Source organism: Opitutaceae bacterium (genome assembly GCA_041395105.1).
Taxonomy (GTDB): domain Bacteria; phylum Verrucomicrobiota; class Verrucomicrobiia; order Opitutales; family Opitutaceae; genus B12-G4.
Map to the genome: position 1 here is coordinate 363,967 of JAWLBB010000003.1, position 12,566 is coordinate 376,532.

15 protein-coding genes are annotated in these 12,566 nt (G+C 59.6%); 4 read left to right on the plus strand and 11 right to left on the minus strand.

The genetic code is table 11. From position 1 onward, the window contains the following. Positions 1-33: 33 nt before the first annotated feature. Positions 34-2,355, minus strand: a complete 2,322-nt coding sequence (locus R3F07_13080) for a von Willebrand factor type A domain-containing protein (protein ID MEZ5277309.1) — start codon at positions 2,353-2,355, stop codon at positions 34-36. Between the two features lie 2 nt (positions 2,356-2,357). Continuing rightward, positions 2,358-2,876 carry a sigma-70 family RNA polymerase sigma factor gene (locus R3F07_13085; protein ID MEZ5277310.1) on the minus strand — a complete coding sequence of 173 codons (519 nt, stop codon included), beginning with the start codon at positions 2,874-2,876 and terminating at the stop codon, positions 2,358-2,360. Between the two features lie 410 nt (positions 2,877-3,286). Here R3F07_13085 and R3F07_13090 point away from each other — a divergent pair, with 410 nt between their 5' ends. After that, entirely contained in the window at positions 3,287-4,285 is a 999-nt protein-coding gene (locus tag R3F07_13090) for a hypothetical protein (GenBank protein ID MEZ5277311.1), read from the plus strand. 92 nt (positions 4,286-4,377) lie between these two features. Beyond that, positions 4,378-4,914, plus strand: coding sequence for a GNAT family protein (locus R3F07_13095; GenBank protein ID MEZ5277312.1), 537 nt, complete (start codon positions 4,378-4,380; stop codon positions 4,912-4,914). 38 nt (positions 4,915-4,952) lie between these two features. Here the strand turns inward: R3F07_13095 and R3F07_13100 are convergent, their stop codons facing one another. From R3F07_13100 to R3F07_13130, 7 genes are all read right to left on the minus strand, one after another. Next, complete coding sequence (locus R3F07_13100; GenBank protein ID MEZ5277313.1) at positions 4,953-5,513, minus strand: flavodoxin family protein; 561 nt, start codon at positions 5,511-5,513, stop codon at positions 4,953-4,955. 296 nt (positions 5,514-5,809) lie between these two features. Continuing rightward, the gene (cls, locus tag R3F07_13105; GenBank protein ID MEZ5277314.1) at positions 5,810-7,249 is read right to left on the minus strand and encodes a cardiolipin synthase; all 1,440 of its coding nucleotides are present in this window, start codon (positions 7,247-7,249) and stop codon (positions 5,810-5,812) included. Positions 7,250-7,374: 125 nt separating this feature from the next. Then, positions 7,375-7,626, minus strand: a complete 252-nt coding sequence (locus R3F07_13110) for a type B 50S ribosomal protein L31 (GenBank protein MEZ5277315.1) — start codon at positions 7,624-7,626, stop codon at positions 7,375-7,377. Between the two features lie 20 nt (positions 7,627-7,646). Then, complete coding sequence (gene ykgO / locus R3F07_13115) at positions 7,647-7,772, minus strand: type B 50S ribosomal protein L36 (GenBank protein MEZ5277316.1); 126 nt, start codon at positions 7,770-7,772, stop codon at positions 7,647-7,649. Between the two features lie 90 nt (positions 7,773-7,862). Further along, on the minus strand, positions 7,863-8,423 hold the full coding sequence (locus R3F07_13120) for a YqgE/AlgH family protein (protein MEZ5277317.1): 561 nt from the start codon (positions 8,421-8,423) through the stop codon (positions 7,863-7,865). Positions 8,424-8,425: 2 nt separating this feature from the next. Continuing rightward, a complete protein-coding gene (locus R3F07_13125) occupies positions 8,426-8,899 on the minus strand; it encodes a deaminase (GenBank protein ID MEZ5277318.1) in 474 nt (157 codons plus the stop codon). Positions 8,900-8,987: 88 nt separating this feature from the next. After that, positions 8,988-9,446, minus strand: a complete 459-nt coding sequence (locus R3F07_13130) for a lytic transglycosylase domain-containing protein (protein ID MEZ5277319.1) — start codon at positions 9,444-9,446, stop codon at positions 8,988-8,990. Between the two features lie 321 nt (positions 9,447-9,767). Between R3F07_13130 and R3F07_13135 the strand changes: the two genes are divergently transcribed. After that, on the plus strand, positions 9,768-10,424 hold the full coding sequence (locus R3F07_13135) for a hypothetical protein (GenBank protein ID MEZ5277320.1): 657 nt from the start codon (positions 9,768-9,770) through the stop codon (positions 10,422-10,424). Continuing rightward, positions 10,421-11,434, plus strand: a complete 1,014-nt coding sequence (locus R3F07_13140) for an NAD(P)-binding protein (GenBank protein ID MEZ5277321.1) — start codon at positions 10,421-10,423, stop codon at positions 11,432-11,434. Before R3F07_13135 ends, R3F07_13140 begins: the two co-directional genes overlap by 4 nt. A gap of 17 nt (positions 11,435-11,451) precedes the next feature. On the opposite strand, the gene R3F07_13145 is transcribed toward R3F07_13140, so the two are convergent. After that, positions 11,452-11,886, minus strand: coding sequence for a YbaY family lipoprotein (locus R3F07_13145; GenBank protein ID MEZ5277322.1), 435 nt, complete (start codon positions 11,884-11,886; stop codon positions 11,452-11,454). A 74-nt stretch (positions 11,887-11,960) separates the two neighbouring features. After that, positions 11,961-12,503, minus strand: a complete 543-nt coding sequence (locus tag R3F07_13150; protein MEZ5277323.1) for a CoA pyrophosphatase — start codon at positions 12,501-12,503, stop codon at positions 11,961-11,963. Between the last annotated feature and the right edge of the window lie 63 nt (positions 12,504-12,566).

Here is a 12,566-nt window from a genome sequence, read left to right on the forward strand (position 1 = left end):
CTCATGATACGTTCCGGTGGTTGTCCGCCGCTGCTATTGCATCCGATCGAGTTCTTCAATCATCCGGACTAGATCGCCGACCCGGCTCTCCGGCCCGAAATGCCGGCTGAGTTCGCGTGAGATGCGGAGGAACTCGTCCATATCAATCAGCTCGCCGACAGATCGTCCCGTCAATCCCTCCGCGAGAATCGCGGCCATCCCGGCCAATTGAATCCGGGCCGGTGCCAGATCAAAGGCTGGTGCCTGTGGATCAAACGGAATCGTCCAGGAACGCTCGACCATCCGCCCGCTCTCGTTGTCCCGGAACCGGACGAAGACCTCGCCGAGTTCCCCTTCACCCTCCGGAAGCGCTTCCACCTGGTAAACGGCAACGGCGCCCTCCTCGGCGGCCAGTTCGGCCGCGTCGACAGCGTCATTCCTGAAATCTTCCGCGTTGAGCCGGTGCTTCTCAAAGCCGATCAATCGGTAACCGCCAACCCGCGATGGATTGAAGCGGACCTGCACTTTCACGTTGGAAGCGGCCGGACGAAATGCCCCGGCCAGTTGCCGCGCGAATCCCTCACCCGCATCCTCCGGCCGATCGATCACGTAGTAGCGGCCGTCGCCCTTGCGGGTCAGCGCCTCGAGAACGGCGTCATTCAACCCATCCGTCCCAACCCCGCAGGCGTCGAAGGCGATTCCATGCTGCCGGGCGTCCTCAATCATCCCGGACAACATTTCGGGATCGGCGTTGCCGAGGTTGGCGGCCCCGTCGGTGATCAGGACGATGCGGTTCTGGGCCGAGGGGTCCCGATGGCGCTCGGCCAGCTCGCGGGCCAGGCGAAGGGCTTCCTCGAGGTTGGTTCCACCCTCCGACGGCGTCAGGGACGCCGTTTCCACCAACCGGGTTGCTTCATCACCCGGGACGGCCTCCTCAAGCAGGTGCGGTTGGCGGGCAAAACCGATCAGTGAGACGAGATCGTCCGGACCCAGAAGGGTTGCAAGAACCTGCAACGACGCCTCGACCGATGCCCTCCGGTCTTCCCGTTGCATGGATCCTGAAGTATCCAGAAGGACGGTCAGGTGGAGAGGCTGTCCGGCGCCACGACCGGTCGAGGCCAACTTGAGGGCAATCCGCACGAGGTTGCGCTGTTGCAAATAGGGATGGGCCGCCTGCTCGACCCGGCCCGTCACCTTTTCGCCCGCCATCGGCGCAGGGTCGCCGTAATCAAAGGCATTGTAGAATTCCTCCGGGCGGATGGTCGCTGGATCGGGATACTCTCCCCGGTCAATTGCCGCGAGAGCCAATCGGAAGGAGACATCACTTACATGCAGGGAAAAAGTGGATACCGGGTCCTCAACCGCCTGGACCTCGGGGAATTCCTCGGAAACGGATTTCAACTGTTCGATGGTTGCCCTAAATCCTTCCTGCTTCTCCTTGCTCAGAAGGCTCCCGTCCTTCTTGCCAGACCCAACCGGAGCGTCCAGGGGAACAGCCTCCTCCAAACGGTCCTTCATCCGGCTCCCCGCGATTGTATCGGTCGCGACATAGCCGGCCTCAAAGTCCCGCTCGACCTCAAACGGAGACAGCGTCAATGACTCATCGCTCGCAGATTGCGACTGCCGGTCACGCCGACTCTCTCGAGGCTGAGCCGCGGCTTCGTTGGATATCGAAGGACTTGGTTCGCTGAAATGGAAACTCGATGGTGCCGCCAGAACAACCTGCCCCTGCGGCGCACCATCGGATCCAGCCTGCCTATACTTTCCGCCCTGGATACGACCCGCGACTTGATCTTTATCAAGGTCGCTCAATCGAATCGATACCGGGCTGACCATTTTCGCATCGTCCACACCCCGCCCCTCAGCCTGGAAATCGCCAAAAAGCGACTTCGATTCGGGCACCGGCGGCGGTTCGGGCGATACGCCCGTCATTCCGATGTCGTCGTGGAAAACCGTATCAGGCTGATGCACGCTCATCCGGAGGAATCCAAAAATCAGGATAAAGGACGCCGCCACCGAAATCGCACCTGCCGGCACCCACTTGCGCCATCCTCCCAGAAGAGACCGGCGATAGACCAGTGGTCCCGCGGTTTCATTTTCCTCGGGCGGCGAATCGATCTGCTCGAGAAGAGCCTTCCGCCTCCCGGGAGTAAGCCGGAGAGACTCATCGGCATCTCCAACCGCCAAACCGGCCAGGCCATGGGCCTCCTCGATCCTTTTCTTGAACTGCTCGAGTTCCGGATCATTGCGGATTTCCAGCTTGAGTGCCTCGATCTCGGTATCGGTGGCTTCTCCGAGCACCCAGGCGACCACGCGCATCTCGAGTTCCGCTCTGGGTGATGATCCGAAATCAATGGGTCTGTCGTTGTCGCTCATGATTAACCTCGACTCCCTTCTATGCCGGCCTGTCTCAATCCATCGGCCAATCCGCTCAGCAAGTGGTGCAATCGGTAACCGACATTGCCGATGCTCATTCCGGTCCGCTCGCTGATCTCACGATACTTCAGGCCCTCTTCGTATTTCAGGCGGATGAGCTCACGGTCCTCGTCGTCCAGCTCAGCCATGAGCAGGCGCATCATGCCAACCGCTTCTCTCTGGCCGAGTTTCTCGTCGGGAAGGGCCGGCTCGTCCGTCCCCGCCTCGGTCTCTTCGTTGAGTTCGGTCTCCTCGCGTCGATCCCGCAGGTGATTGAGGGAAAGATTCCGCAGACAGCGGTAGAGCCAAGCCCGGGGATTTTCGACCTGCCGCCAGACCTGATGAAGGCGGACAAATGCTTCCTGAACCAGTTCCTCAGCCACCGCCCGACGACCGACAAGGCCGATCGCCAGACTCAAAACGCGCCCCTCCTCCGCTACAAAGAGGTCCTTCAGCGTCGTCTGGGGTGAATTCGAGGCCATAGGAAACAAAACCAGCTGGCTTCGACTATCGACTGAAACGGTCTCTGGGGACCTGGAAACCAGGGAGATCATGGCGTTTTAGATGGAAATTCATTCTCATTCCATCCCTGAAGACACGGAAACCGGAGTTTTCTTGGAAAATTCTCCAAACGAATCGCAGAACATCCTCCCGACCATCCGGAGCCCCCACCTCAGCCCAATTCCAATAGGTAGGGACGGACCGCCGGGCCGTCCGCGAAATGCAGGCCCCGTCGTAGCGGGTTTCCCACCAACCGAGAGTCTCAACCGGACAACATCCACCCACTCCTCACCGGAATCCTCCCACCGGAACTTCCGGGATTCACTCCCGGACGTCGGACCGGCAATCTCGTGTCATGCACTCATCTCCGCCCTGTGGATTCATCGGCTCCATGATTTCAATGCTTTTCTGCCTGGGAGCAGTCGCCGCTGAAGATCCCGCGATTACCAATTCCCCGGCCAGTCGTTCAATCGAAGCCCTCTGGTACGAGTCGGGCCCTTTCGTCGGCTACCTCTTTGCCCATATGACGACCGGTGACTATGGCCGGCTCTACTACGCCATCAGTGAAGATGGTTTGCATTTCCGACGGCTCAATGGCGGCAGGCGGGTCAACGACGACTATCAGGGCCATCCCTATATCACACACGGTCACGATGGGCGCTACTACCTGATCGGCGGGGGCTCTCCCATCACCTTCTGGGTTTCCAATGACCTGGTGACCTGGGAGAAATTCAGCGAGGCTTCGCCCGACGTCTTCAAGACCCCGGATTTCAAACCCGGACGCGACAGTCGCGGTGCCGCCAAGGTCTTCTGGGATCAACCCAACGAAACCTACATCGTGACCTGGCAGACCTCGCTCTATTCCAAGCGGACGGATTATCCCGGCATCGACGAACGTTATTGGGGCGGTCACCGTGCCCTCTATTCCCTGTCGAAGGATCTCAAGACCCTCAGTGATCCCCGCCTGCTCTTCCCCGACCAGGACCTGCCCGCCATCGATATCTTCGTCATGCGACTCGGTGGGAAATACTATTGTGTCTACAAGGACGAACGCTATCCACGTTACGACTGGCCCAACGGCAAGGCGATAAGGATCGCCTCAGCCGATCACCTGACCGGTCCCTACTCCAAACCCGGCCCACGCATCTCGGGCAATTTCCGTGAGGCCCCCAGCGTCGTTCCCAGACCGGATGGAACGGGCTACTACATGTACTTTGAACGTTACCCCGGAAACCAATACGAGATCGCCACCGCCGCCTCGATGGAGGGACCCTGGATCGACGTCTACAAGATGGAAACGACGATCCCCGATGACACTCGCCACGGCGTGGTCTTCCCCATCACCCGCGATCAGTGGGACGCCATCATCGCCGCCTACGGCAACAAGTGATTCAACCCACGCAATCTGGATGGCAATTTCGCTGATCTCTTCGACTTGCTACCGATCGGGCATCAGCGTTTTCTTCGTCGACTCAATTGCCGATGCCATCCGCCAGCGACGCCATTCCCGAAATCCTCATTCGCGAAGCCGATCCCGAGGACGCCGCCGCCATCCTTGCCTATATCGATGAGGTCGCGGGGGAGACTGACTTTCTCGGATTCGGCCGCGGCGAATTCGATCTGGATCTCGAGAAGGAAACCAAATACCTGGAGGAGCAAAGGGATTCCAACAACAGCGTTTATCTGCTGGCCATGATGGACGGGGAGATCGCCGGCACCCTGTCCTATACCGGCGGCCGTCGTGCGCGCACCCGGCACACCGGGGAGCTTGGGATCACGGTGCGACGTCGCTATTGGGGTCAGGGCATCGGTTCGCTTCTGATGGAAAGTCTCATCGCGTGGGCCCGATCTTCAGGCGTGGTCACCAAGCTCGATCTCCTGGTGCGAACGGACAACGAACGCGCCATTCAACTTTACGAGCGCATGGGATTCGAACGGGAGGGCCGTATCCGCCACGCCGTCCACATCGACGGTGTCTACCACGATGCGCTCTGTATGGGATTGATTCTCGATCAATAGCTATTGCTAGACCGCGAATACGCGGATCCCCGGGGATATCATTCCTTCCACGGGAACCGCTTCCTCTTGGCACCACAGGGGTGCTCTTCGGCTCGCCCGTCCACGTAAACCGCCACCCACTCGGCCAAACGTTGTCCCAACCGCAGACACGACTCGCGCTCCTTTTCCTCGCGCGGTTCTCCGGCCTGAATGGCACCGTAATGCAGGGTGAACTGATGCCCGGCATAGTCCGTCACTCCGAACACCAAGAATCCGAAATTCATCATCACGGTCATCAGAACCTGGCAGGTCAGCTCCGCTCCGCCGCCCCACCCACCCTGCGAACTGAAGGCACAGCCGATTTTCCCGTCGACGTCGGCCCAGACGGGACGAACCTCTTCGTCCCAGAACTTCTTCATCTCCCACGGGATGCTTCCCATATGGGTTGGGGCACCGAGAGCGAGTCCATCGCACCAGAGAATGTCTTCGCGGCTGGCCGCATCGATCGCTTTGACCCGGATATCCATCCCTGGAATCCGTTTGGCGCCTTCACCCACCAGATCCGCCATCTTTGCCGTGTTTCCGGTCGCGCTGTAGTGGAGAACGAGAATCTTTCCCATAGCTCGACATTTGAGCGACCTGATCGGGTTTTGCCGATCGAAATCAGCTCATGACCACAATCACCCACATCCGTCTTTTCCGCATCGCACCGCCGGTCTTCCAGAGGTTGTTATGCTCTTTGGATTCATGGTCATTTTCATAAGTCATTGCTGGTCTCGAGTAGCCACTTCGCTGTGCCGAAGTGTTTCCTGGCCTCAAGAACGCCAACACAGCGGCGTTGTTGCATTTCTTCGCATCTGACGCCTTGGCGGGCTCTTCGCACTGGGTGATCAAGGCTGAAATTGCATGACAGCCTCTAGAGAAACGGCGTGAAGAGACGGGCAATCCCATCCCGGAATTTCACGGGAAGCGGCCGGCTGTCTACAGACTCAAGCGAAACCGGACGAGCCGATTCAATCCGCTCGTCGACCATGCCGCTCAATTGCCGCGCCAGTTCGGTGTCGTAACACTCGATGTTGTATTCGAAATTCAGGCGAAGGCTTCGCGGATCCCAATTGGCCGATCCGATGAGCGACCACTGGTCATCGACGACCATGATCTTGGAATGATCGAAGACCCCGGAAGCCAGCCAGACCCGGCACCCATGCATCAAGACCTGCCAGAGAATCGCCATGGTGGCCCAATGCACGATCTTGAGATTGTTATTCTCGGGCAGGACGATGTCCACCGTGACGCCGCGCATCGCGGCCAGATTCAGAGTGGCGATCAGATCCTGGTCGGGAAGGAAATACGGGGTGACCACGCGAACGCTCTTGCGGGCGGCGGAAATGCCCGCCAGGAGGGCCCATTTCAGCCGGCCGACATCCGCGTCCGGGCCGTCGACGATGCTTCGTGCGACAACCGGACCCTCTTCCGCCACCGGGACGAACCATGGATGCCCGGCCAATTGTTCACCGGAGGCAAACTGCCAGTCGTCGGCAAACACCGCCTGCATGTTCGATACAATCGGTCCCGTCACCCTGAAATGCGTATCCCGAATCTTGAGGCCTCTGCCGGGTATCGAGCAATTGCCGTCCCGGATGTTCATTCCGCCGGTGAAACCGACCAAACCATCGACAATCAGGATTTTCCGGTGGTTTCGCAGATTGATCGTTATGTTCCTGAATGGTACCAGCGTCGGCAGGAATCGGGCCACCGGAACCCCTGCCTTCTTCAATGCATGCACAATTGTCGGGAAAGAATAACGGGCCCCGGCCGCATCAACCAGCACCCGCACCTGGACGCCACGGTTGACCGCCTGGCTGAGGGCCTCCAGGAACCGATGCCCCACCGGGTCCCGATCAAATATGTAGGTTGCGAGAGTGACCGATTGCCGGGCCGAAGCGATCGCATCAAGCATGATCGGAAAGGCTTCATCACCCGTTTGCAGAGGCTCGAAACGGTTGCCGGAAACCAGGGGCAGTCCTGTAACCGTCCCCATCAACTTGGACAGATTGGCGAACTGGTGCGAATGGGCGACCTCCTCGGCCCGTGTCCGCGATTTCGGATGCCGGCCGGTCGCGCGACCCGATCCCCTCAGCGATGATGCCCGTCGACGAATCCGGTTGATCCCGAAAAGAAAGTAGAAGATCGGTCCGGCGAGAGGCGCAAGAAGGATAAACGCCACCCAGAGCACTGCCGCCCGTGAATCACGTTTGTAGAGAACGGCGTGGATGAAGGCGGCGATCGCACCCAGAACCGTGACAATCGCCACGACCCACTTCCAGACCAGCGGGATCGCCGAGAAGATCTCCATCAGGATTGACGATGAGTCATTGGCGAACGGGCGACAATCCCGATTTCCCGATCGTCACCCATTCACAAAAAAAGGCCCTCCGCTGCGAGCAGAGAGCCTTTCAAAGGAAATAAATCCCGGACCGGTCAGCCGCCCCGCTTGCGGCGGAACTTCGTCTGGAACTTCTCCACGCGGCCGGCGGTATCCACGAAACGCTTCTCGCCGGTATAGGCGGGATGGGAATCCGAAGTCACATCACGGACGACCACAAAGTATTCAACACCATCAATCTTTTCCTTACGGTTCGACCGCATGGTCGAGCGTGTGAGAAACTTCTTGTTCGACGAAACGTCGATGAAGCAGACCGGATGGAAGGCGGGATGGATTTTATCTTTCACGACGGGAAAAACAGGTAAGATCAGCCCTGCCGCGCCTTGAAGCGCGGATTGGACTTGCAGATGACGTAGACACGACCCTTGCGCCGGACAACCTGACAATCAGGGTGACGGCCTTTGGCACTCTTGAGGGAGGAAACGACTTTCATAAACAGGCGAAAACAAACAACCCGACGGCCGCTGTCAATAACTTAGAATAAAAACGCCTGTTTCCGTGCCCATGATCATCCTCCACCGCCTCAATTGACTGAAGGATCATCCGGAGCGTCCGCCAGGAAACGCAGCTCAGGGCTGATCATCCCAAGCAGGGTCCGCCAGAGATCCACTCCGTCCAGGCGATCGACAAGGTCAGGAGCCACCGGACTGACAATCCAGGCATTCTGGGCCAATTCACCCTCCAATTGCCCCTCTCCCCACCCGGCATGCCCGGCAAAAGCCCTGACCTGGAGCCCTTCCGGATCGGCAAGTAGTTCAGTGGCTTTTTCGAGATCGATCCCGAAATACAGCCGGAACATCCCCATCACGCTCTCAGACTTCCAGGCCGAAATGATGATCTGCTTGTCGTTGACCGGTCCGCCTTCGAAAACCGGGACATCCGCAAGCAGGCCGTCGGCAAAATCCTCAGTGAAATCACCCAGTTTCCTCCCGATCGGCCTATTGATGACCACGCCAAGGGCGCCCTCTTCGCTGTGAGCGGAAAGCAGAACCACAGTCCGGCGGAAATTGGGATCCTGCATCGCCGGGTGGGCCAGCAGCAGAGAACCGGCCAGGCTCGATCTGGGTTCACTCCTTCGGCTCATCGCTAGAGTCTGATGATGGCCACTCCCGCCTCAACCAGGATATCCCGGACCAGCTCGTCGTTCCGGTAGTCCGTATGGTACTTGATCGTTCGAATCCCGGCTGCCGCGAGGATCTTGGCGCAATTGATGCAGGGGTAGTGGGTGATGTAGGCGACGCAACCCTCGAGACTGATGCCCCGCCGGGCGGCGTCGGCGATCGCATTCTGTTCGGCGTGCACCGTTGCCTGTTCATGACCGTCGCGGACCCGGGAATTATGGGGCGTGCTCGGGAGAAATCCGTTGTAGCCCGCCGCGACGATCCGGTTCTTCTGGTCGCCGGAAGTCACAATGACACAGCCGACCTGAAGTCGTTCGCAGATTGAACGGGTGGAGATGAGAAAGGCATTCGCCATGAAATACTCATCCCACGACGGACGGTAGGCGAATCCCGCCGTTGCCTCAATGATCTGCTCCAGCGGTGTCGGTTTCTTTTCCATGAATCAGCACATTGCCCACAACCGGAACAATGAGCCCGATCCCCCGCGATGTCGAGGCAGAGTCGAGCGGATCCCGCCCGCTCCCCCGTCACTTGTTCATGGCGAGCAACTGACGCTGGCTGTCAAAGACCAGGTTTGAAACCCGCTCGCCATAGCGCCGGGACATCGAAGGGGGCTTGCCTTTCGTGGTTCGCGAAAGCCCGGAATTCCAGGCGACCGCCAGCCAATAAGGGCTCGGCGGAAAGCCCCGCCTTGAGAGATTGCTGTAGAGCCAATCGTAATGCTTCTGCGCGATGATTCGGGAAAACTCCGGATCGTGGGCTTCGTAGTGGCTGTGCTTGGTGTGCTGCTGCCAGGTCGTCCGGGTGAACTGGTAGAGCCCGCGTTCGCCTTTGCTGCCGACCGCGCGTGGGTTGCCCCCGGTCTCAACAATGGCCACCGCGTCCAGAAAGACGTCGCGCTGGCGGTCGTAATTCATCGCTCCGGCATCGCTGACCAGGCCAAAGCCGAGAACCAGCGCACTGAAGGCAAGAAGACGCCCGGTCATCCGGGTCGTTTGTTTTTGGAGACGGCAAAGCCTCGATCGGGTGCAAGTCGTCGCATGCATAGTCGGAAAAACCTGGTTGGTGAAAAAGAAAAAGAGGACCGTTGATTACTCTCTAAATGCCGGAAAGCTTGGGCGGGCTTTCCCTGAAATCCTGCGGGCAGGACTCTCGGTTCGTTCTTTCTCCTGGTTCATGCGTGGGGTCCGTGATCGCCGAGATCCCCCCGTTTGTCAAGTTTGAGGGGTTTTTACGCGAGGGTCGGGTTTTTCCCTAGGGGCTTTCCGCATTTGCCAGTTCACCCATCCCGACATACCCTTTGGACCGTGCTCCGAATTGTAAAACCCGAGATCCTTGACCGCCTTTCTGCCGACGATCCCGCCGTGTCCCGTGCCCGCCGTGACCTGCAGATGATCAATGGTTTAATGGGCAATCACCGCTGGATTCTGCGTCAGCTCCAACCCCTTGTCCGATCCGGGGACCGTCTCGTCGAATGGGGCGGTGGGGACGGCTCCCTCGCCCGGATGATCGATGCCCGAAGGACTTCTCTTCCCGCGTTTTCATTGACAGTAATCGACCAGGCACCACCGCCTCCGGACCTGCCGGAGACGATTTCCTGGTCATCCCGCAACCTTCTCGACCGTCGTTCCCCCACACTCCGGGCGGCGATCGTGATAGCCAACCTGATCCTCCACCACTTTGAGCCGGACTCCCTCCGGCAACTGGGAGCGATGCTTCATCCCGAGTGTCGGACAATCATTGCCTGCGAACCCGTCCGCCGCCGCTGCCATCAATGGCAATTGCGGTTACTTCGCCTTCTCGGCATCCACCCGATCACCCGGCATGACGCCCACGTCAGCGTCGGCGCTGGATTTCGAGGGAACGAACTGGCGGAAGGTCTCGGGCTGCACCCATCGGATTGGACGGTCAGGATCCGGGAAACCGCACTCGGCGCCCATCGGCTTCTGGCCATCCGGAAATGAGACCAATCGAAATCGTCGGTGGCGGACTCGCCGGTCTTTCCCTCGGATGCGCCTTACAGGAATCCGGGGTCGAGACCACCATCATTGAAGCGGGGACCTACCCGCGACACCGGGTCTGCGGCGAGTTCATTTCCGGTCTGTCCCCCATCGATCGTGAACGATTGACCCTCGGTCCCGCTCTCGCCGATGCCCGCAAGCTCTCCTCGGTCAGCTGGCATCGAAAGGAACGCGAGGTCTGTCGGCACCAATTGCCTTCTCCCGCTCTCGGCATCTCCCGATTCACCCTGGACGCCCGGCTGGTCGAGCGGTTTACCGCTGCCGGAGGCAGACTGCGGACGCGCACCCGTGCCCGCACCACCCCGGGCAAACCCGGATCGGTCTGGACTGCCGGTCATCGAACCTCCCCCTCACCGTTCATCGGCCTGAAAGCCCATTTCAAGGGCTTGTCACTGGCCACCGACCTCGAGATGTATCTGGGCGACCAAGCCTATGTCGGGCTTTCACCGGTCGAAAATGGCGCCGCCAATCTCTGCGGTCTCTTCCGCCGAAGGTCAATCCGGGGAGAAATACCCGAAATGATCAACCAATACCTGGAGGCGTGCGGTCTCCGGGGTCTGAAGTCCCTTGTCGCACGAGCCTCGGTTGTGGCCGGTTCTCCCTGTGCGGTGGCCGGACTCGATTACGACTCGTCTCCCGATAACGGTCCGGGCCTATCCCTTGGCGACGCCCGTCAGCTCATCCCCCCGTTCACCGGCGCGGGTATGGCGACCGCCTTTGCCGCAGCCTCGGAAGCCCTACCCTCACTCGTTGCCTGGTCCCGGGATGAAATCGACTGGCCCCGTGTCGATCGGCAGATTCGAACCCGATTGCGTCTGCGGCTGAATCGCCGCCTCCGGGCATCCCGCTGGATTCATCCCTTTCTTCTTGAACCACGGCGTCAGTCACTCACCTCGACGCTCGCCCGACTCCACCTGCTCCCATTCAACCTCCTCTTTCACCTCCTGCATTAGGAGCCGCTAGAAGGCCTCTATTCTGCTCTCTGCAGAACGACCTCGAGCAACCCTTCGAGATTCTCAAGATCGATCCCCTGGGGGGCGGCCGTTCTGAAGAGCGCTCGGTCGCCATCGTAAATGGCCGCATTTACTGAATAGATGTGCCCATCTCCGAACTTTGCGGCATTGTAGGTAATGACGAAACCGATCGGCACCTGGCCCGCGTTTTCGACCACCGTGCGGCCAAGTATCTCCGGCGCAGAACCCGCGTTCGTCCTGTCCAGCAGCTCGACCTCAATCCGTGCCGACGGCGGAAGCGACATCTTCTCCCGGTAGGTGACAAATCCTTCGAGCTCGACCAGCTTGTCATCCACCTTGCCGGTTCCACAGCCCCCGACCAGGAAGACTGCCAGAAGACCCAATGCAACGATCATCAATTCACGGGAAAGAGGGAAACGTAAACGGCTCATGGCCAGAATAACTGAAGGCCTGGGCGCCCGATGGCAATCGTTCCTTGTATCGGTCAAGCCAACGCGATCGATCGTCACGCGATGGACCACTCTCCGGCCAAGAAGCGCTTGAGCAAAGGACGGGTGATCCGGAAACTCGCCCCCCAGAGCTTGTCCCCACCAACACGGTAAAAAGCAATCTGCTTGGGCGCATCCCAGTTGGGCGCCTGCTCAAGTCCGATCCTGAGAGCCTCCGGGCGCAGCAATTCGGTCAACGGGACTTCCAGCACTTCATCGACCTCGGTCGGCTGGAGGCGCCAGGTCCCCGGATGCTCGATCCGCGCAAGAAAAGGATGAATCCGGTAGCGGGTCACGATGGTCTCAACCGGCGGCAGGGGAGCCAAAACCTCGACCCGATCGCGGGACAGGCCGATTTCCTCCTCCGACTCCCGTAACGCCGTCTCCAGCATGGATCCGTCGACCGCCTCGGGCCGACCGCCGGGGAATGCCAACTGACCACCATGCAGACCCACCGCCGTCCGGCGAATAAGGACCAGGCGCAGTTGCCCGGCCTGATCCCTGAAAACGGGAACCAGCACCGCTGCATCCATCCGATCGCCCATCCGGAAACCACTCACAACCTCCCTATAGCACAATCAATGCCCCTGTCAGGTCATCAATTCGATCTCCAGGTGAATTCC